This window comes from Roseicyclus persicicus (assembly GCF_012395815.1).
Lineage (GTDB): Bacteria > Pseudomonadota > Alphaproteobacteria > Rhodobacterales > Rhodobacteraceae > Roseicyclus > Roseicyclus persicicus.
On record NZ_JAAZQQ010000002.1, the window covers coordinates 858,422 to 878,888 of the forward strand.

General features: G+C 63.1%; 17 protein-coding genes, 1 tRNA gene and 1 riboswitch. Of the genes, 9 read left to right on the top strand and 9 right to left on the bottom strand.

The genetic code is table 11. The features are described from left to right. Positions 1 to 3 precede the first annotated feature (3 nt). The 4 genes from HCU73_RS09650 to HCU73_RS09665 all read left to right on the top strand — a co-directional run bounded on the left by HCU73_RS09650 (position 4) and on the right by HCU73_RS09665 (position 3,340). Positions 4 to 459, top strand: coding sequence for a DUF1499 domain-containing protein (locus tag HCU73_RS09650; RefSeq protein WP_168623192.1), 456 nt, complete (start codon positions 4 to 6; stop codon positions 457 to 459). A gap of 31 nt (positions 460 to 490) precedes the next feature. Beyond that, complete coding sequence (gene prfA, locus HCU73_RS09655) at positions 491 to 1,546, top strand: peptide chain release factor 1 (protein WP_168623193.1); 1,056 nt, start codon at positions 491 to 493, stop codon at positions 1,544 to 1,546. Positions 1,547 to 1,615: 69 nt separating this feature from the next. Next, a complete protein-coding gene (gene prmC, locus HCU73_RS09660) occupies positions 1,616 to 2,467 on the top strand; it encodes a peptide chain release factor N(5)-glutamine methyltransferase (protein ID WP_338052055.1) in 852 nt (283 codons plus the stop codon). 231 nt (positions 2,468 to 2,698) lie between these two features. Further along, entirely contained in the window at positions 2,699 to 3,340 is a 642-nt protein-coding gene (locus HCU73_RS09665; protein ID WP_168623194.1) for a DUF4167 domain-containing protein, read from the top strand. Between the two features lie 3 nt (positions 3,341 to 3,343). Here HCU73_RS09665 and rsmA read toward each other — a convergent pair whose 3' ends face one another. Together rsmA and HCU73_RS09675 are read right to left on the bottom strand one after the other, a co-directional pair. Beyond that, entirely contained in the window at positions 3,344 to 4,183 is an 840-nt protein-coding gene (gene rsmA, locus HCU73_RS09670; protein ID WP_168623195.1) for a 16S rRNA (adenine(1518)-N(6)/adenine(1519)-N(6))-dimethyltransferase RsmA, read from the bottom strand. A 43-nt stretch (positions 4,184 to 4,226) separates the two neighbouring features. Beyond that, on the bottom strand, positions 4,227 to 4,442 hold the full coding sequence (locus tag HCU73_RS09675) for a hypothetical protein (protein WP_168623196.1): 216 nt from the start codon (positions 4,440 to 4,442) through the stop codon (positions 4,227 to 4,229). Between the two features lie 146 nt (positions 4,443 to 4,588). On the opposite strand from HCU73_RS09675, the gene HCU73_RS09680 reads away from it, so the two are divergent. Next, complete coding sequence (locus HCU73_RS09680; RefSeq protein WP_168623197.1) at positions 4,589 to 4,855, top strand: DUF2312 domain-containing protein; 267 nt, start codon at positions 4,589 to 4,591, stop codon at positions 4,853 to 4,855. A gap of 10 nt (positions 4,856 to 4,865) precedes the next feature. On the opposite strand, the gene HCU73_RS09685 is transcribed toward HCU73_RS09680, so the two are convergent. Beyond that, the gene (locus HCU73_RS09685) at positions 4,866 to 5,741 is read right to left on the bottom strand and encodes a hypothetical protein (protein ID WP_168623198.1); all 876 of its coding nucleotides are present in this window, start codon (positions 5,739 to 5,741) and stop codon (positions 4,866 to 4,868) included. Positions 5,742 to 5,863: 122 nt separating this feature from the next. Here HCU73_RS09685 and HCU73_RS09690 point away from each other — a divergent pair. Further along, positions 5,864 to 5,939 (top strand) — tRNA-Thr (locus HCU73_RS09690). A 128-nt stretch (positions 5,940 to 6,067) separates the two neighbouring features. On the opposite strand, the gene HCU73_RS09695 is transcribed toward HCU73_RS09690, so the two are convergent. Beyond that, positions 6,068 to 6,712 (bottom strand): hypothetical protein, encoded by a 645-nt coding sequence (locus HCU73_RS09695; protein ID WP_168623199.1) that lies wholly within the window; start codon positions 6,710 to 6,712, stop codon positions 6,068 to 6,070. Between the two features lie 43 nt (positions 6,713 to 6,755). Continuing rightward, a riboswitch (SAM-I-IV-variant riboswitch) is annotated at positions 6,756 to 6,858 on the bottom strand. 517 nt (positions 6,859 to 7,375) lie between these two features. Between HCU73_RS09695 and HCU73_RS09700 the strand changes: the two genes are divergently transcribed. Next, positions 7,376 to 12,016, top strand: coding sequence for a DUF3320 domain-containing protein (locus HCU73_RS09700; RefSeq protein WP_239025493.1), 4,641 nt, complete (start codon positions 7,376 to 7,378; stop codon positions 12,014 to 12,016). A 219-nt stretch (positions 12,017 to 12,235) separates the two neighbouring features. On the opposite strand, the gene HCU73_RS09705 is transcribed toward HCU73_RS09700, so the two are convergent. The 4 genes from HCU73_RS09705 to HCU73_RS09720 all read right to left on the bottom strand — a co-directional run bounded on the left by HCU73_RS09705 (position 12,236) and on the right by HCU73_RS09720 (position 18,077). Then, entirely contained in the window at positions 12,236 to 14,752 is a 2,517-nt protein-coding gene (locus tag HCU73_RS09705) for an Hsp70 family protein (RefSeq protein WP_168623201.1), read from the bottom strand. Between the two features lie 2 nt (positions 14,753 to 14,754). Beyond that, positions 14,755 to 15,012: a hypothetical protein gene (locus tag HCU73_RS09710; RefSeq protein ID WP_210730548.1), complete on the bottom strand. Its 258-nt coding sequence runs from the start codon at positions 15,010 to 15,012 to the stop codon at positions 14,755 to 14,757. Positions 15,013 to 15,134: 122 nt separating this feature from the next. Next, positions 15,135 to 17,045: a hypothetical protein gene (locus HCU73_RS09715; RefSeq protein WP_168623203.1), complete on the bottom strand. Its 1,911-nt coding sequence runs from the start codon at positions 17,043 to 17,045 to the stop codon at positions 15,135 to 15,137. 399 nt (positions 17,046 to 17,444) lie between these two features. After that, positions 17,445 to 18,077 carry a tyrosine-type recombinase/integrase gene (locus HCU73_RS09720; RefSeq protein WP_168623204.1) on the bottom strand — a complete coding sequence of 211 codons (633 nt, stop codon included), beginning with the start codon at positions 18,075 to 18,077 and terminating at the stop codon, positions 17,445 to 17,447. Positions 18,078 to 18,411: 334 nt separating this feature from the next. Here HCU73_RS09720 and HCU73_RS09725 point away from each other — a divergent pair, with 334 nt between their 5' ends. Together HCU73_RS09725 and HCU73_RS09730 are read left to right on the top strand one after the other, a co-directional pair. Continuing rightward, on the top strand, positions 18,412 to 19,080 hold the full coding sequence (locus HCU73_RS09725; RefSeq protein WP_168623205.1) for a hypothetical protein: 669 nt from the start codon (positions 18,412 to 18,414) through the stop codon (positions 19,078 to 19,080). Between the two features lie 447 nt (positions 19,081 to 19,527). Further along, the gene (locus HCU73_RS09730; RefSeq protein ID WP_168623206.1) at positions 19,528 to 19,866 is read left to right on the top strand and encodes a hypothetical protein; all 339 of its coding nucleotides are present in this window, start codon (positions 19,528 to 19,530) and stop codon (positions 19,864 to 19,866) included. Positions 19,867 to 19,891: 25 nt separating this feature from the next. Here the strand turns inward: HCU73_RS09730 and HCU73_RS09735 are convergent, their stop codons facing one another. Further along, positions 19,892 to 20,428, bottom strand: coding sequence for a GNAT family N-acetyltransferase (locus HCU73_RS09735; RefSeq protein ID WP_168623207.1), 537 nt, complete (start codon positions 20,426 to 20,428; stop codon positions 19,892 to 19,894). Positions 20,429 to 20,467 lie beyond the last annotated feature (39 nt).

Here is a 20,467-nt window from a genome sequence, read left to right on the forward strand (position 1 = left end):
GCCATGCGCATCGCCCTGATCCTCCTTGCCGTCCTCGCCGCCGCCACGATCGGCGCGGCGATCTGGTTCCGCACCGTCTCGATGCCGGCCGAGACCTGGCACGTGGACCCCGCCGCGGTCACGCCGCCGGCCACGCCGAACTTCGACCTGCGCGTGGGCGAGCGCGCCCCGGTCTTCGACGCGACGCCCGACGTGATGGCGGCACGGCTCGACGCCATCGCCGCGGTCGAGGGCGCGGCGCTGATCGGCGGGTCGCTGGCCGAGGGGCACATGACCTATATCGTGCGCTCGCGGCTGATGGGCTACCCCGACGCGGTGTCGATCCGGCTGGTGCCCGTGGGGCAGGGCACGCGGGTGGAGATCTTTTCCCGGTCGCGCTTCGGCCATTCCGACATCGGCGTGAACGCGGCCCGGGTCGAGCGCTGGATTTCGACCGCCCGCGCGCAGACCGGCCCTTGACCGGCGCTCGCGCGCCCGTCACATCGCGCCCATGCTGCCCGAGGACCGCCTGACCCAGATCACCGAGCGTTTCGAGTATCTCGAGGCGCGGCTGAATGCCGGCCCGGCGCCCGACGAGATCGCGCGGGTGAGCCGGGATTACGCCGAGCTGAAGCCCGTGGTGGCCCAGATCGCCGGCTGGCGGCAGCTCAGGGCCGACATCGCCGAGGCCGAGGCGATGCTGGCCGACCCCGAGATGCGGGCGCTGGCCGAGGAGGAGCTGCCGCGCCTGCGCGCCGCGCTGCCCGAGGCGGAAGCCGCGCTGCAGCTGGCGCTGCTGCCCAAGGACGCGGCCGATGCGCGGCCGGCGATGATCGAGATCCGGCCGGGCACGGGCGGGGACGAGGCGGCGCTGTTCGCGGGCGACCTGCTCCGCATGTACACCCGCTATGCCGAGGCGCGCGGCTGGCGCATGGAGATCGTGGACCTGCAGGAGACCGAGCTGGGCGGGGTCAAGGAGGTCACGGCGCGGATCGAGGGCGACGGCGTCTTTGCCCGCCTGAAGTTCGAGAGCGGCGTGCACCGGGTGCAGCGGGTGCCCGAGACGGAGTCGGGCGGGCGCATCCACACCTCGGCGGCGACGGTCGCGGTGCTGCCCGAGGCCGAGGAGGTGGAGATTGACATCCCCGCCACCGACATCCGCATCGACACGATGCGGTCCTCGGGCGCGGGCGGCCAGCATGTGAACACGACGGACTCGGCGGTGCGGATCACGCATCTTCCGACCGGGATCGTGGTGACGAGTTCCGAGAAATCGCAGCACCGCAACCGCGAGATCGCCATGCAGGTCCTGCGCGCGCGGCTCTACGACCTGGAGCGGCGGCGGGCGGCCGACGCGATGGCCGCGGACCGGCGGGCGCAGGTGGGGACGGGGGACCGGTCGGAGCGGATCCGCACCTACAATTTCCCGCAAGGCCGGATGACGGACCACCGGATCAACCTGACGCTCTACAAGCTCGACGCGGTGATGAACGGCGACCTCGACGAGGTGATCGACGCGCTGACGGCGGATGCGCAGGCCCGCCAGCTGGCGGCGATGGAAGCGTGAGGGCGCCCTTGCCCCGGCGGGTGCGCGGGGCGGCACCGGAGGAATGCGTATTTGGGGAAAGATGAAGGGGTGAGCGCGGGCGGCTGGCTGGCCGCGGCGCGGGCGGCGCTGGCCCCGGTGATCGGGGCCGAGGCGGCGGCGCGCGAGGCGCGGCTGATGCTGGGCCACGCGACGGGCTGGAGCCCGGCGCAGGTGGCGGTGGCGGGCGGCGAGGCGCTGGAGGCCGGTGCCGCGGCGCGGGCGGACGCGTTGCTGGCGCGGCGGATGCGCCGGGAGCCGCTGGCGCAGATCCTGGGCGACTGGGGGTTCTTCGGGCGGCGCTTTGCGGTGACGCGGGACACGCTGACGCCGCGGCCGGATACCGAGACGCTGGTGGAGCTGGCGCTGGCGGCGCCGTTCCGTCGGGTGATCGACCTCGGGACCGGGACGGGGGCCATCGCGGTGACGCTGCTGGCCGAGCGGCCGGCGGCGACCGGGGTGGCGACGGACCTGTCGGTGGCGACGCTGGCGGTGGCCGAGGGCAACGCCGCGCGGCACGGGGTGGCGGGGCGGTTGTCTTTTCTGAACGCCGACTGGTGGGACGGGGTGGAGGGGGTGTTCGACCTCGTGGTGTCGAACCCGCCCTACGTGACCGAGGCGGAGTATGCCGGGCTTGCCCCCGAGATCACCGGGTGGGAGCCGCGCGGCGCGCTGACGCCGGGGGGCGACGGGCTGGCGGCGTATCGTGCCATCGCGGCGGGGCTGGGCGCGCATCTGGCGCCGGGCGGGCGCTGCCTGGTGGAGATCGGGGCGGGGCAGGGCGAGGCCGTCGCGGCCCTGTTCGCGGCCGCGGGGCTTGACGCGGTGGCCGTGCATCCCGACATCAATGGCAAGCCGCGCGTGGTGTCGGGCACGATGCCGATGCGCCACGATCCGCCGTAATTCGGCGCAAACGGGTGGTTTTCCGCGGGAATCGCGCAGATTCGCCTTGTCATGCGCCGCCGTGCGTGCTTACTCGGCCCCAGCGGGAGGGAACGTCGCAGGACCTTCCCCCGCGGCTCTGCCCCATCTTCCGTACCGATCCGCCACCGCGCCGGTACGGGTGACGAGCGTCCCCCGGGCCCTGCGCCCGGTCCGCTGCCAACCCAGGACAACTGGAACCGTATTTTACACATGAGATCATCGAAGAACCGCTCGCGGTCCAAGGGGAACCGCAATCGCTCGGTCGGCAACATCGTCAACCGCGTGTTCGATTCGTCCGGCCCCGAGGGCAAGGTCCGCGGCACCCCGCAGCAGATCATCGACAAGTACAACCAGCTTGCCCGCGACGCGCAGCTGGCCAATGACCGGGTGGCGGCGGAGAACTTCCAGCAGCACGCGGAGCATTACCTGCGGATGCTGGCCGAGGCGCAGCGCGAGCAGGAGCAGGCCCAGCAGCACCAGCAGCAGCAGCAGCGCCCGCAGCAGCACGGCCAGCAGGGCGGCGGCCAGCAGGGCGGCGACCGCGAGCCGCAGGCCGACACGGGCCAGCCCGAGCGCGAGCAGCGCGCCGAGCGGGAGCCCCGGGCGGAGCGTGAACCGCGGGCCGAGCGCGAGCCCCGGGCCGACCGCGAACCGCGCGCCGAGCGCGAGGGCCGTGGCGGGTTCGATGCGGTGATCGACACCGGCGCCGAGGCCGACACCGGCCTTGTCGAGACCCCCGAAAGCACGCCGAAGCCCAAGCGCAGCCGCTCGCGCCGTCCGCGCAAGCAGGACGATGGCGGCCAGGGTGGCGGCGACGCCGAGGGCAGCCCGCCGCAGGAAGCGGCCGAATAAGGCTCAGCCCGCCACCGCGCGGGCGAGCGCGCAGAACCCCTCGATCGGCACCTGCTCGGCGCGGTCCGTGGGCGACAGCCCGGCCGCGACGATGCGGTCCTCGATGTCGGGCGTCAGCCCCTTCAGCGCCGCGCGCAGCATCTTGCGGCGCTGGTTGAACGCCTTGGCCACCACCCGTTCCAGCACCCCCGGATCGGCCGCGAAGCGCGGCGCGGGCAGGGCCTGCAGGTGCACCACCGCCGAGCGCACCTTGGGCGGCGGGGTGAAGGCCTCGGGCGGGAGCGTCATGGCGATCCGCACGTCGCAGCGCCACTGGGCCAGCACGGCAAGCCGACCATAGGCCTTGGAGCCAGGCGGCGCCACGATCCGTTCGGCCACCTCGCGCTGGAACATCAGCGTCAGCGACTGCCAGAGCGGCGGCCAGGCGGGCGGCGTCAGCCAGCGCACCAGCAGTTCCGTGCCGACGTTGTAGGGCAGGTTCGACACCACCTTGATCGGCGGGGTCAGGTGCGCGGCCCAGTCGACGGCCAGCGCGTCGGCGTTCAGCACCTCGAGCCGGCCGGGGTAGGCCGCGGCGATCTCGGCCAGCGCGGGCAGGCAGCGGGCGTCCTTTTCCACCGCCACGACCCGGCGCGCGCCCTCGGCCAGCAGCCCGCGGGTGAGGCCGCCGGGACCGGGCCCGACCTCCAGCACGTCGCAGGAGGTGAGGTCACCCGCCTGCCGCGCGATCTTGGACGTCAGGTTCAGGTCGAGCAGGAAGTTCTGCCCCAGCGCCTTGCGGGCGGACAGGCCGTGGGTGGCGATGACCTCGCGCAGGGGGGGCAGGCTGTCGATGGCGCTCATGGGGGAAGCCTTGCCGCGAAACCGCGCCCCGGCGCAAGCGCGATCAGGCGAGGAACACGCCGAGCACCACGCACATAAGCCCGATCACCGACAGGAGCAGCGCCCCCATGTTGATCGTCACGATCCGCTGCAGGCGCGCGCGCAGTTCCGGGTCGGGGAGCCCTGCGCGTTTCGCCGAAACTGCGGCCCAGATGCAGTAGCCGAGCGCCAGCAGGCCCATCAGCGCGAGGCCGGTTCCGACATAGACGAGGGCCGCCATCCGCGCTGTCCTTTCCTGCAGGTGCAACCCTTGACCTAGGCCAGCACTTTCCCGCTGGCAAGGCTTGTGGCGGGCCGCGCGGCTGGCTAGACGAAGGCTTTGCCGCGCCGCCCCGGCGCGCCCCTTCAGCTTGAGCGAGAGACGCGATGGACGACACCGAGACCCCCCGCCCCGACAGCTACCACGTCACCGCCGACGAGCTGCGCCAGTTCATCGAGCGCTACGAGCGGCTGGAGGCCGAGAAGAAGGACATCACCGACGCGCAGAAGGAGGTGATGGCCGAGGCCAAGGGGCGCGGCTACGACACCAAGGTGATGCGCAAGGTGATCGCGCTGCGCAAGCGCCAGCCCGACGACATCGCCGAGGAAGAGGCGGTGCTGGAGATGTACAAGGAAGCGCTCGGCATGCGCTGAGCTTAGGGCCTCACGGGGTCAGGAGGGTGACGCCCGGGATGCGGGCGATCTCGGCCATGTCGTCCTCGTAGGCGCGGGTCATCTCCTCGACCAGCTCGGGCGTCCAGCCGGGCAGGTCGAGCTCCTCCTCGATCTCGGCGTCGAGCGCGTAGCGGTCGAGGAAGGCGCCCACGATGCGCCGGCGCTGCATCTCCGAGGCCGGCGGATTGTCGGCGAGATAGCGCTGCATGCGGGTGAAGCCGGTCCGGTCCATGATCGTCTCGGCCAGGTCGTCGAGCCCGTCGAGCGGCACCTCGAAGGGCAGGTCGACCATCTCGCGCATGATCTCGCCCCACAGCAGCGGGGTGTCCTCGTTGCACCAGACCACGACGGGCGCGTCGGGCTGGGCCGCGCGCAGCCGGCGCAGCATCTCGGACCAGGCCACGGCGCGGGGCTGCATCGCGTCGGTGAACTCGCGGAAATCCTTGAACTTCGAGGCGGTGAACAGGGCCGGGATCAGGGTCGCGGGGTTGCGCATCCCGATGAAGAACTCGACATCGGCCTCGGGGAACAGCCGGCGCAGCCCGCTGGCCTGGCGGTCGATCATCGGCCAGATCTGCGCGCCCTGCACGACGAGCCGGTTGATGCAGACGAAGCGCGGGTCGGAAAACACCAGCCGGTCGACCGGCGCGTCGTCGATGATCGCCTCGAGCAGCGCCTCCTGCACCTCGGGCGTGGCGGCGCGGCCGCGGAGCGCGCGGGCGGTGTCGCGCAGGACGGCCCGGAAGCGGCCGAGCGGCGGCACCTGCACCCCCTCGCGCGCCAGCGCCACGCGGTTCTTCAGGAGCGAGGACAGCAGGAGGCCGAGATCGGTGCTTGGCGCGCCGAGATGGAAGACGACCTGCATGTTGCCCTTATCCTTGCCCGAAGGACTGCTGCCCGGCCGCGACCCTATACCGCCCGCCCGCCCGCTGCCAACCCGCGCCGCGCTTGCGAAGCCGCGGGGCTTGGCGTATTCGGGCCGGGCGTGCCCCTATAGCTCAGCTGGTAGAGCATCTGATTTGTAATCAGAGGGTCGGGAGTTCGAGTCTCTCTGGGGGCACCACAATAACCCGTTAAATTATTGAATTTTTGCTATTAATTATCAAGAGTCTATAATTGGTCCACCTTTTTGGCCACCCCTGTGTTGACGATCGCCCGAACCATCACCGGCAGCCATCAGGCAACCATCTGCTAGATCCCCGATACGTTCCCTCCATTCCGGAAGAGATCATCCCACGTGACGGCGTGGCTGGGACGCTGCTGGAACCGCACCTCGATCATGCAGGCTTTCATGTCAAGGACAGCCCGCAGTAGGCTGATCGATGCCGGGCTTTCACAACAGACCGCTGGGTTCCGACCGTCGTCATCGTCGCACCCCTCGAACCTGAGACCGTGGTCACCCGGGGCATCGGTTTCCGGACCAAGGCCCAGATCCAGAAGAAGACCTGCGGCCTCGCCTGCGGGCGAATGGTTGGCAAGCCATGCAGCGTAAAACCCGTCGCCGAAACACGGCTGGAAGGTATCCTCGCGACGAAAACGACCTTCATCGATGAGGCGCCAGTGATCGCGCTGCGTCAGCCTGCGGAAACCGCCCTCTCCGAAGGCATTCTCGATCACGTCGTATTTCACGAGCCTGCGCGGAAACGGCAGAGCGTCCGTGACGATCTGGAAGCCATGCTGCCCAGGATCGCGATCGATGTAGAGGATGCGCTCCGGCCTTGCAGGCGCGGATAACAGCGGAGCATCGCTGCGCAGGTGATGCTCAAGGATGCGCTCCACGTGCGGCGCTAGGGCGACGGCAGAAGTGCCAGCCAGGAAATCTCGTCGCGACAGCATGTGATCCTCAGTGGAAGGACAAGGCGACCGCAACTCTGATGAGGCTGCACCCGTAGATTGCCGGATCGGCCACATCTCCCGAAGGACGACCACCTTGCCGGGTCGGGCAGGTTGGTGGGGGCGACGCCCCGCTCTTGATGACGGTTGACCTCATATCAGAAAAGGCCGGGAGTGAGTAGGTTTGACGTACCGAGCTACGCATCCCGATCGCGCCTCCTCCAGGTACAGCGAAGCGTCGGTTTACCGCTGGAGTTCAGACGTTGCTGCGGACCGCAGTGAACGACCCCAAAGAGCTCTTCTCGAACTGTGGTGTCCCGAGCAGTATCCGCCACGATGGGCGGAAACCGGACGATCGCTGCGGGAAGCATGATTCCGACAAGGGCGGAAGCCGACCGAAGGACGCGAAGGTTTGCGATAGCGCCAGGAGCGGCGAGACGCCCTCCTCATGAAACGCCGGCAAGGAGCCGTTTGCAGGACTACATTCAACAGCACACGTACAGGCGCTTTCGGGTAGACACAGCTTGAGGAACTACGTCACGATAGAGGCAGGATTGACATGTTCCGGCATTTTCTACCTTATTGATTTTAATTGAGAGTTTAGTTCACGAGGTCGTCTTGACGGATCCAGCGATTTCAAGGGTTCTCGAGGCTGCGCGTCGCAGGTTGCTGGACACGGGTACGCGGAACCGCCTGATCCATGTGAACCGGGCCAATACCCGTGCGAACTGCCTGAACATCATCAACGAGCGCTCCGATGCAGTGTACGAGATCCTTCGTGCGTCTTCCCGCAAGATGCGCTTCAAGGCCATGGGGAAAGACAAGGGTGGCGAAGGGCAAGACATGCTTCTGGCGCTGCCCGAGCCTGACATTCCGGAAGGCGCGGACCGCCTAACTGATGCGATCCTCGAGACCCCTCTTGGCCCCGACGCCTTGGCGCGCAGGCTTCTACGGCTGGCAACCGACGCAAAGACGGCCGAGGAAGAGCAGGGTCTCAACATCCTCTACCTGGCCATGGGTTTCCTGCAATGGCGCGAGAGCCCGGCCTCCGAGACAACGCGCGAGGCGCCGCTGATCCTGCTCCCGGTTCAGTTGACGCGGAATGAGCGCAGCTCGACATACGACATCCAATGCCGCGACGACGACATCGCGACGAACCTCCCGTTGCAGCAGCGCCTGCGCACCGATTTCGGCATCTCCATGCCCGAGATCGAGGAAAGTGAGGATTGGAAGCCTTCGGATTATTTCGCCACCGTGCGAGATGCCGTCTCCGGTCAACCCGGTTGGACGCTGGATGCGAATGGCATGCAGTTGGGCTTTTTCTCCTTCGCCAAATTGCTCATGCATCGCGACCTCGACCCCTCGACCTGGCCCGAGGGTGCCTTTGCAGAGAATGACCTTCTGCGCGGGCTTCTGGCCGAAGGCTTCGACGCGCCGAGCCCTATCTTCGGGCCCGGCGACCGACTGGACGAAATTCTCGATCCTGCGGAGATCGTGCAGGTCATCGACGCTGATGCCTCGCAGACGATCGTGATCGAAGAAGTCCGGCGGGGATCGAGCCTTGTCGTTCAAGGGCCGCCAGGCACCGGGAAATCGCAGACGATCACCAATCTGATCGCAGCCGCGGCCCATGACGGCAAATCGGTGCTCTTCGTGGCCGAGAAGATGGCCGCGCTGTCGGTCGTGCATGATCGTCTGGTGCGCGCGGGGCTTCGGGACATCTGCCTCGAACTGCATTCCCGCACCGCCAACAAGAAGGCGCTCGCCCAGGAACTGGGGCGCACATTGATGGCCAGCGCCCAGGCGCTGCCCGGCGCGCCCGACCCGGCCCGGCTGCGCGACACCCGCGACAGGCTGAACCGGATCACGTCGCTCCTCCACGATCCCCTATCTCCAACTGGCGACACGCCGTTTCGCGCCATCACCGAAATCGTCGGCTTCATCGGCGACGGGGCGCCGCCACCATGCGTCCCGCTGGATGGCTTGGAATCTCTCGACCGAACCACGCGCGACCGCGCTTGCGCTGCCTTGACCGCCTATGCCGAGGCGCTGGGGCGTTCCGGCCCGCCCGAGGCGCATCCCTTCCGCGGCACCGGTGCGCTGGATCTTCAACCGACGGATCTGGCCCGTCTTGAGAATGAGTTGGCCGAAGCGATCAGTGCGATTGATGTGCTCTCGGCCGAAGGCCAGCGCTTGGCCACGATCACCGGCCTTCGCGCGCCGACGACGCTCGATGAGGTCGACCGCCTTGTGGCCTCCCTGCGCAGCCTTGGTGGCCAGCCGCCTGACGCGCGAGACTGGATCGCGCCCCTGTTCGATCACGCCCGATCGCCCCGATTGGCCGAGGCGCTCGCCACAGGATCGGCCTGGTCTGAGGCTCGGCAGGCAGCCGATGCGGATTTCGCCGTCGCCGCATGGACCACCGATGTCGCAGAGATGCGCGCCGCGCTCGCGCGTGGGCAAGCCTCGTTCTTCTCGCGCCTGTTCGGCGGCTATCGCCGGGCTTCGGGGGAACTGGCCGGTCTTCTTGCAGGACCTCTGCCCAAAAGTGCTGCCGAGCGCATCGCACTGGTGGATCGCATCGTGCAGATTCAGGCGCTGCGGCGCGCGCTGGCGGATGAGGAACCCTGGCTTCAAGCCACGCTCGGACCGGCCTGGCGCGGTGAACGAATGCCATTCGCCAAGGCAGCCGCGGCTGCAAGCTGGATGGCCCGGTTGAACAAGACGGGCGCCATCGCCAACGGCGAACAACTCAGCGCTGCGCTGGATGCCATGCCGGATCCGGTCAAGGCCGCCGACCACCTTGCAGCACTGACGGCCACTGCCCTCCAACGGATCAGTGCGCCCATCGCGCGCCTGCAGCTTGATCTGACCCATGCGGACCTTGGCAGCCCGATCGACCGCACGTCCTTGGCCGAAGTCCGCGATGCGTTTGCCCAAATGGCTGCCGAACCTGATCGCTATAGCGACTGGGTCGGTCTTGCCCGGGCTATCGCCACCGCTGTCACGGCGGGCGCCGAAGGGGTCGTGGATGCCGTGGCCGATGAGCGCGTTCCGCCTGCGCGTGCGGCACAGGAGTTCGCCTATGCCTGCGCGGAGGCCCGATGGACAGCCGCCCGACGCGTCCGTCCCGAGTTGAACGACCTGCCCCAACTGAACCGGCATGATCTCGTCAGCCTTTTCGCCGATCTGGAGAAGGATCGCATCGACACAGCGCGCAACCTGATCCTGTCCCGGCATTTCGAACAGATGCCGCGCGGAACGATGGGGGAAATGGGCATCATCCGAGGCGAGATTGCACGCAAGCGCGGGCACAAGCCGATCCGCTGGGTCATGCGCAACGCAGGCTCGATCGTGCAACGGATCAAACCCGTCATGCTGATGAGCCCGATTTCCGTCGCGCAATTCCTGCCTCCGGGCAGCGCACAGTTCGACATCCTCGTGATCGACGAAGCCTCGCAGATCCGCCCCGAAGATGCCCTCGGCGTGATCGCGCGGGCGCGCCAGATCGTCGTGGTCGGAGATCAAAAACAGCTCCCGCCGACATCCTTCTTCGACCGCCTTGTTGATGATGTCGAAGAGAACGATGAGGACGAGGAAGAGACGGTCGTCGGTGCAACCGCCTCGGACATGGAGAGCATCCTTTCGCTGTGCGAGGCGCGCGGCTTGCGGCAGCGGATGCTGGAATGGCACTACAGATCGCGCGATCCCTCGCTGATCCGGGTGAACAACGCTGAATTCTACGAGGATCGGCTGGTCCTGCCCCCCTCTCCCCTCCAGCTCGATCCCGACTACGGGCTGAAATTCCGCCGCGTGCCGGGTGTTTATGCTCGGGGCGGCAGCGGCCTGGGGCGTCAAGGCACGAACCGTATCGAAGCCGAGGCCGTGGTAGCCGCGATGGCCGATCATGCAAGGAACTGGCCCGACCTGTCGCTGGGGGTCGTCGCCTTTTCGAAGGCGCAGGCGACGATGCTGACCGAGGTACTGGAACTGCAGCGTCGCCGCGACCCGGTGTTGGACGGCTTCCTCCGTGAGGGCAAGGCGGAGGACGTATTCGTCAAGAACATCGAGAATGTTCAGGGTGACGAGCGGGACGTGATCCTGATCTCGGTCGGCTACGGCCCGCAAGAGCCCAATGGGCGCTTGCCCGCCATGAGCTTCGGGCCCGTGAACGGGGAAGGTGGCGAGAGGCGGCTGAATGTGCTCTTTTCCCGCTCACGCGTGCGCTGCGAGGTTTTCGCCTCGTTCGATCCGGGCGATATCGACCCCTCGCGCAGCAGCCGCGAAGGGCCGCGTGTTCTCAAGCGCTTCCTCGATTTCGCCAAGACTGGCCAGATCGAAAGCCATGCGCCAACCGGCCTCGATGCCGACAGCCCGTTCGAAGAGGATGTGGCACGGGTCATTCGCGCACAGGGTTTTCTGGCAGATCCGCAGGTCGGCAGCCGCGGTTTTCGCATCGACATCGGTGTGCGCCACCCCGACCGGCCCGGCCAGTACCTGCTCGCCGTGGAATGCGATGGCGCGGCCTATCATGCGGCGCTCTGGGCGCGGGAACGCGACAGGCTCCGGCAGGGCATTCTCGAGAATCTCGGATGGCGTTTTCACAGAATCTGGAGCACGGACTGGTTCCACCATCGCGCCCGCGAGATCGAACGTCTCAGGACCGCGCTGGAAGGCGCTCGCGCCGCCATGGATGACGGCATCCGGGTGCGCGGTGCAAATCACGGAAGCGAACGCGCCACGCTGCCGGCCGAGCCTGTTGCGAAACAGCCTGATGCCATCGACATCGGCCATCTCGCATTGAAGGCGCCCGCTTATGTCAGGGCCGATCTGTCGATCCGCTCCTCGATCGAACCCCATGAGGCGCCGGTACAACAGCTGGCCGAGCTTGTATCGCGCATCGTGGCGATCGAAGGACCGATCCATAGCGATGAAGTTGCGCGCCGGATCGCAGCGGCCTTCGGGCGGTCGCGGACGGGTAATCGCATCGCTGATGCGACTGTCCGCGCTGTGCGTTCGGCCATGCAGCGGGACAAGGACTTGCAACGTGATGGCGCGTTTCTGATGACACGGAAACAGGCCGAAGCACCTCCGGTCCGAGATCGAAGCGCGGAAACAGGGGCACTTCTCAAGGCTGCTTACCTGCCCCCAGTGGAGATAGCTGCAGCTGCAAGGGTTGTCCTGCAGGAGAGCGGGGAGGTGCCGCAAGAAGACCTTGTCCGTGCAGTAGCGCGGCTCATGGGATTTCAGAGGGTCGGGGCTGAATTGTCTGCTGCAATCGTAAGCGCGCTTGTTCGAAACATTTAGCTCAAGGCAAGCGCGTGGCCGCGTGCGCGAGGGGCGTAGAGCGGCCCATGAGGTTGCGGCATTGCATGCGCGGCAATTCACAGACAGCTGTCGTACACGCCTTGCCCGGCGATCGACGCGATGCGCAGTGACCGGCCCTTACAGAGCTCGGTTAGCACGCACAAAAGAATCATCACCCTCCCCAAACATTCCGATCAAACTGCCGCTGCCACTGCCTCATCAACCCCCAAGGATGTGTGCCAGTTCGACGATGTCGGTAGCGTCGCCGCCACCGGATACCCTGTTGGCAAACATCTGACCGATAACGCCTCTCAATCCAGACACATCGTTCGATTTCACCGCCGCAATACCGGCCGCAACAAGACGGTCATGCAGCTGCTCATCAATGGCCAGGAATTTCTCTTCTCCGAGGCTCTGGAAGATCGCGAGCAAAAACTCAGGGCTTTCGGCCAAGACCTTGAGCCGAATACTCCGCATTTCATCAAGTGAATTCCTCGCAGTATCAAAATCACGCTCGCGGATGGCCCGACGCGTTGTCGCCAGCAACTTCTCATGCCGATCTGCGTCAACCGGGTGAGCGTCGTCCCGAATGTCGTCAAACTGAACCTCGAGCTCATTGACCTCTTTCGTCAGCACCCGTTCTTCATTTTCCGGTGCCAAGCGCAGTAGAGCCACCTCCTGCCGCAACCGGCGCGCCTCTTCCGCAACGGATCTGTGCGTATCAGCATCAACAGAGGTGGAGAGCGCGGCATCAAGGCGCTCTATGCGCGCCCGGAGATCACCTGACGGATCCGCCTTGCCGCCGAGCGTCTCGTTGAGTTCCTGCAGGTCGTCTTGGGCCCGCTCCAAAAGCATAGAAGCCACTTCTGCTCCCTGTTGCCCGTCGAAGTTAATGTGTCCTCCCGGAGCGAGGTACAGGTTATGGGAGTCGATCAAGCGCCCGAGGTGCGGCAACTCGACCGCGAAACTTAGGGTGCCGTTATCACTCATTTTCCAGTGAACAATCAGGTCGTCTCCGCGGTTTATGCGCTCTCCTCGCTCCAGGTCCTCCCGACCATTCATCCTGAAATCACCAATATGAAGATTGCGCTCAGGATCATCGATACCTTCGCGCATCTCGTAGAATTCGAAAGTGATGAAGTCATCCTCCCCAGCTTTGAGCGGTTTGCCCGCGCGAAACCTATGCCGCCCTTCAGCAGGCAGTGCGGTGCTCTTCTTTAGGATCGGCTCCAGACGGTTCCGCTCATAGCCAACCGTGCCTGTCTGCGTTTTGACTGCGAGCGTGTAAGTCATGGGAATGCTCGCAGCGCTCGCCTGAGTGCGAACTATGATGATCTCGCGTCTAAGGTCCTCCACACTTCGACCTGCAGCATTATGAACTGTCAGGACGAAGCGATTCTCCCCATCTTTCCGAACCGGCACGCTCAGATTCACGACCCCGTCAAATGGCTTCCGACCAGTTGTACCGCCAGCTTCGTCCACGATTTCGATCTCAAACCCGCTAGGAATCTCAGAGGTAGGAGTTACTCTCACCCGGGCGCTATCTTCCGCGATCCTCGACTTGAAATCCAAAGTCAGCGAAATCGTACCAGTTACGGTCTCCTGTCCACGACTCGTCTTACGGGCTGACTGATCGCCTTCCCACTGTCTGCTTTCTGCAAATATCGCGGCGCCCACCGCGACAGCAGTCATGGGATCAAGACCCTGCTCTACTTCAATCGCGAGTTGGGATTGAAGCATTTCCCTAACAATTGGCATCTTTGAAGGGCCGCCAATTGGCACAATGCGGGAAATATCTCCATGGCTATATCCATTTTCTGTGATGACTTTTCTGCACAGATTGATCGAATCCTCGAGACGATCCCCGATGAGTGAAACGAGCTGTCCGCGGGTGAAATCTATGGACAGGTAAATGTCCTCTCCATCTTGATCAGCGGCACGAACTTCGTCTTCACTTGCAAAAATTGATGCTGTTTCCGATGCAGAAAGCTGAATCTTTGCTTTCTCAATTGCACGATGTGCGATTGTCGAGAGGTGCCTGTACGCTGCATCTTTCTGGAAGTCCGACGGCAACGAAAAGTTGTCGAGTAGCCACGGACGTACCACGCTATCAAACACGATGCGATCGAAGTCCCGACCGCCGAGCATATTGATGCCTTCATGTGCAACCACTGTCACTGCACCGCCTGTACTCATCACAAGAGCGACGTCGAAGGTCCCGCCACCCAAGTCATAGACAAGGAAGACCCCGTCTTTCTGCTTGCTGTGCGCGATTGAGGCCATCGCTGCAGCCACCGGTTCTTGGAGGAGGCTCACTCTCTCTAGGCCCGCCATCCTCGCCGCGGTGATCGTTGCCTCACTCTGCATTTGGTTGAAGGCCGCGGGAATAGTAATCACCGCTCCCTCAACCATTCGCTCGCCGCTCTCGGTCAGAGCTTGCCCGACAAGGGTCTTGATGATCTCCGCACTGCATTCTTCGGGAGACCACTCTTGGCCTCCAATTCGAACCGGGCTTTTGGTGCCCATCAGCCGTTTGAACCCGGCCGCGACGTTTGCGGGCGCCGAGGTGATCCGATCCTGGGCCGCTTTCCCAACAAACCGATGTCCACGCTTGTCTAGGTAGATAACGCTAGGAAGGACATCGGAGCCATCTGAAGTCTTGAAGAGCCTCGTTGACCCATTGATGTTGCCCACGACCGCTGAATTGGACGTTCCGAGATCAATACCCAGGTACAAAGCTATTCCTCCTGCTCTTCATCGCTGCGCTTTGCAACAAGAACCCGTCCTTTGTGGACCACCTTCATCTCTCGAACGACGGCAGGCTCGATCGTCTTGGCGACAACGAGGTCATCGTCTTCGCCGAAGTCGTCTCCGTTGTCGGCCGATGCGGGCATTCCGGCCGCAAATGGCTCACCATCAAAAGAAACGAGGTTCAAGCCAAGCTGTCCAGAGATAGTCGTAAGCTGCAAATCGGAAAACTTTACCTGAGCCGCCATGCGCTTTCCATCCTTGTCTGGCATTTGCTGGGCTGCACGTTGGCTAGCCCTAACGAGCTTCCAGTACTCCACACAAAGACGTGCGACCAACTCCTGATCGACACCTGATATCTCAAGACTCCCTACCACGAGCTCACAATCCTTTGCGCGTCGGCTCTTAGCGCAGCGCTTCTACCCGCTACCTCTCGTTCTATTGACTCAAGTACTCCGGATGTGTAGCGAAAATTCCCACACCTGGCATTAAAATCCGCCACCAAGGCGTTGAACCTGTCTATTTGGCTGTTGGTCGTAGTCAACGGGCGGATATAGTCTAGGCGAACACCTTGGAAGATACAGTATCTAACCTGGTTGCGAGTTAAGGATCGCCCAGTTCCCACCGGCGGCATGTCCTCTTGATATGGATCTGAAACGCTCGGCAGTGCCGCTGCCGTGCTTCGTTCTGAGACAGGCGGGCTGTAAGTAGTTCTGGATGCTGGTCGGCTGAACTCATCTATCAGCACGAAATAGAGAATGACGGCACCGATCCCTGCAAAGATCACGAACTTTGCTTTCTTGGCAAACCTCTTGCCTTCAATCTTGGACTTGAGCTTCTCCAAATCTCGACGGTCCGCAGGGTTGGCGAAGACAAGCATGTCATCGACGACCTTAAGCATTCCATTCAGATTTCCACTTTGGCGCTCCAGTTCCTTCATCTTCCAGTTCTTGTGCAGGATAGCTCTCTCTTCCCGCAGCTTTTCGAGTACCTCCTTGGGCCCCTTACCAATGCCAAGTTCAATCAGGGCGTCAACCAAAAGAAATGCAGACTGCGAATCGTTGCTTTCGTTGTTGAGCGAAAGTGCCAAATCCCGCACGACGAGGTAAGCAACACCAGGCTCTGGAAGAGACTTTCTCGCATCGTGAAAGGATTTCACGACATCACTCAGAATTCGGCCACCGCTCTCAGAAAAGCCATTAGACCTCAAGGCATGACCGAAACGCGATGCGTTCTTCTTCGCGCGCTCGCAGGCCTCAACAAGCGAATCCACTTTGTCGGAGATCTTCTTCTGATGGGACAAGGACTCGAGGGCGGTGATGTCCTCTTTGAGCGACTCCGCTACCGATTCAAGCTCTGGAAACGTTGTCAGGAGAGCGCTCGAAAGCCTCAAAGCCTCCTCATAACGACCGTGATCATTGGCAAGCTCAAGGCACAGCTTGCGGACGATTTCATATAATTGCTTGGAGCGTCCTTCCTCCTGACCTCGAAACTGCGAATACACTTGGACTGGCTGATTGATCGAATCCCATGATTCGAGTAGTTTCTCAATATCCTTGATATGTTGAGGCAAATCAGCCGAGACCTTCCTGGCCGCCGTGGTCGCAGTCAGTACGGATTCCTTGATAACGGCAAGATGAGGTTCACTCTCCTTGTCATACATTTCGACAAGGTGCCGAAGGAACGATGCTTCGGGATTCCTCTCCAGCTCCCGTTCTACAACGCCATTCATCCCCTTCCCTGGAAGCGGCAGCGACCATATCCAGTTCGCAGCGGCGGTGGCATGGCGCTGGCGGATATCCCTCAATCCGTCCCGGAGCTGGTTCTCTTCCACCGCTGGAAAACCAGATGAGCGACGTTCCTCATTCAAGAACTTAAGGAGGTGTGCCTCATCAATTTCGTCCCAACTTTGAGCCAATGAATGCACGACCTCAATTGAGGCATTCCCCTTGGAGCAGAGGTGTGCGGCGATGTTCGCTCTCGCCAGATCTGGAAAGTGATCAATTTGGGTCAGAATGACGGCCGGGTCGGCCTGACGCAAGAGTTCCTCGAGTTTGCTCTTTTGGAGCTGGCTCAGCTCGGGCAACCACGACAGCTCGAAAAGCAGGCGTGACTTCGGAGTGACGAGGGCCTGACGGGCCTTCTGCAACTCATCTTCGTGGTGAAGACCATCAAGTTCCGCATCCTCGACAAGATCAGAGATCTCGGCTGCAGATGATCTATAATTGGCTTTGAGAACTCGAAACGGATTGTTCTCCAGGGAAAAGGTTTTGTGAGGCATGCGCTCCCTGTTCACGGAGTACGCTAGGTTGATTCCTGATTTTAGCAAGGTGTCACACATTTCCCAATGGTCACAAGCAGGTAGGTTGCATAAAGGATCCCTTTCTGGGGATCACGGCGATGCAGCGTAGCCGCGACGCGCGCATCGATCACGCTCTTGGATGGCAGAACTTGGGCGAACACGCCTAAGATATCACGAGCCTGTCATGCGCGGGGCTAGCCGGTCAGGTGTAGGGGGAGGAGCTCGCACGAAGAAGTTCCGGAGGGTAAGCACCGCGGCCTTCGACCTGCCGGACGATGCTGCACGGCGCCACGAAAGGCAGCTTCGGATCGCTGCACTAAATGAAGGGAGTGGCGGCTCTGGGCCGACCGGCGCATGGTGTGCCGGCCGGTGGAGTGTTTACAGGTCGATCCCCTCGGAGAGTGACAAGGCGTCTTCGATGTCGACACCGAGGTAGCGCACCGTGCTGTCCATCTTCGTGTGCCCCAGCAGCAGCTGGACCGCACGCAGGTTGCCGGTCTTCTTGTAAATCTGCGCGACCTTGGTCCTTCGCATGGAATGCGTGCCGTAGGCGCCCGGCTCGAGGCCGAGCGACGTCACCCAACCCCGGACGATCCGGGCATACTGTCGCGTGGACAGATGCGGGCTGCCGTGGATCCGGCTGGGCCACAGGAACTCGAGGCCGATCATCTCCGGGTCGCCGATCCAGCGCTCGAGGTAAACCCTCGTGGTCTCTGTGATCTCGAACCGGACCGGCTTCCCGGTCTTGCTCTGGATCATCGAGGTCCGCTCCTTCACGCGCCCGGCGGCGAAGACATCGCGGACTCGGAGGCCGACAAGATCGCAGCCCCGCAGCTTGCTGTCGACAGCCGTATTGAAAAGGGCGAGGTCGCGTGCGTTGCCTGCCATGTCGAGGCGGACGCGGATGGACCAAACATGCTGCGGCAGGAGCGGACGTTTCTGGCCGATGATGCGGCCCTTGTTCCAAGGAACTCGGACAGGACGGAGGACGGGAAGAAGATCGACAGACATGGGACTACCCCCTGTCCACCGTGCCCACCCTTCTTCGGTCTTGCCGACAGGCGCAGGATATCACGACTCCGGGAGCGTTGTCCGCGCATCCGGCGGGAACCGGACCTTCTCTGCGAACGCAAGAATACCGATCTGTCTCGCTGGGTCGGACATTCGCGAGAAGCGATTGTTGGCAAAAATTGCTGGAATGGCCTCTCAGGCTCGAGTTAAATGTGCGCTCCAGTAGGGAACTCCGACAACGCAAGCTTCCCAAATTGGACGTGAGGGGTTGGAGTGTAAGGCCGTGTTCTGGAAGAAAAGGCAGCCCCTAGCCCCTGAGAAGCCGGACTCTCTCATGGCTCCGGAAGCGCCAAAGCCTCAGGCTGAAATTCTCCGAGAGGCGACAGCCTCTCTCGCCGCCGCACTTAAGAATTACTCCGATGCCGCTCACAAGGCAGCACGGCCAGAGGCGGACCCGGAGCTCAAGAACGCCTACGAAACCGTTAAAGCAGCCGAGAAACTGGTGAAAGAGAGCCGCCTCGCCTATGCGCTTGGCCGTTGCTTGCCTGAGCATGTGAAGTACTGGCCTTCGTGGATCAAGCGGGATGACTTCAAGAAATACGTAGGCTTTGACGTGCAGGACATCGAAGTTAGAAGCAGCGAGGAGCAAGGAGCCTACCGGAACGTCAAAGTCTCAACTGTTGGCTTCAACTTCAAGGGAACGCGTTACCAGTTGATACTTCGCGATGAGGGAATGTCCTCCGCTCCGGGTGACCCGTACCGCTTCGGTGAGATTGAAGTGGTCGCAGAGGGCAAAAAGGTTGCCAGGTTTGGACTGATCGAGGACCTCTCCAACGAGTATTCGACTTGGACATTTTCCGACGTCCGCGCGCTGTTGGTCGGACCTTGGATGCAACATGTCTTGGACATGACTGCGCAGATTGAGGCTTCAGACGAACGGCGAAAGAATGCATTCCTCGATGACCGTGTCCGAGCAGCAGCGCGCGAAATCGATCTCGGCTAGTAAGTCGCCACCATGATCGTAACCATCCCCAACAGTTTGGCACCCGCTTCAATTCTGGCGTTCGCTGCCAAGTTGGAAGATTTGCCGGTGGCAGACATCTATGAGTTCGACTTCGGTCGCGCGCGATGGTTTCCGCCATTTTCGATGTTGCTTCTTGCCATCATTCTAAAGCGTTTTCGGGACGCGCGCCCAGACTGCCGCTGTCGCGCGCGAAACCACGATCACCACACCTAAGCTGCTCATCTCGGCTTCTTTCGCTCATTTGGCTTGCGGCACGGCAATGCGCCCGGGGCAGCCCAAGGAAACGATAACTACGTGCCAATCACAGCGCTAGATGTCGGGGAGACTAGACGAGAGGCAGCCGACCGTTGGATCGACGTTGGTGATGTGATTGAAGCTAAAGCGCGCGAGCTTGCAGGAGTCCTGACCCGAACGGATCAGGGCGCGTTGTTCGACACGCTCTCTTACTCGATACGTGAGATCGTCCGAAACACCGCGGAACACAGCGAAGCCCCGGAGCTTCTCATCTGTGCCCAGTATTGGCCAAGCAGGAAGGAGGTCGAGGTAGGTTTTGCTGACGCCGGTATCGGCATCATGAGCAGCCTCCGCCGCAACCCAGACTTCGCAGAGTTGGATGAGCGTCAGGCCATACAGGCGGCTTTAATGCCGGGGGTGTCCGGCAATCCGTTTGCCGGTATGGGCACCGACATTTGGCAAAATTCTGGCTATTGCGGTCTCCTTCTTTCTGGTGATGCCGATGGCTGGCAGACGATAGCGCAACGGTAACGGGAGGGTCGCGGCACAGGACGCGTTACGGCCTCTCCAGCTCCATGATGAAATAGTGCAGATGTGGACGCAGCATCGGCTGATCGAGAAAGGTCGTCGTTTCCAAAGGCCCCGCGACCTCGACAAGACCGAGCTTGGGGTAGAGACTGCTCATCTCGACATTGGACGTCAGCGTATCGGCGACCAGCCTTTTCAGACCCATCTTGCGCGCAGCCGCTATGCGCGCTTCGATCAGCCGACGACCGGTGCCGGTGCCCCGCGCAGCCTTGGTGACGAAGACCCGTTTCAACTCGCCAGTATCGGGGTCCAACCGTTTCATCATGCCGCACCCGCCAATCTGACCGGCCTCGTCGCGCGCCAGAACAAGGCAGCCATCGGGCGGCAGGTAGTCCTCCGCGTGTGCCCAGAATTCGGCAAGCGCGCTTTGCAGCGCGGCTGTATCGATCCCGAGACCCATGTCCTGCATCCGCTGGACAGTGTTGGTGTAGTGTTGGGTCAGGATGGCGTTCAGGTCATCCTTTCGGGGCAGTCGGTCGCAGTTTACAATTTCGATCGTGTTCATCGCACGGTCCTTATCTTCGGCCGCTTGCGGGCAGCGGGG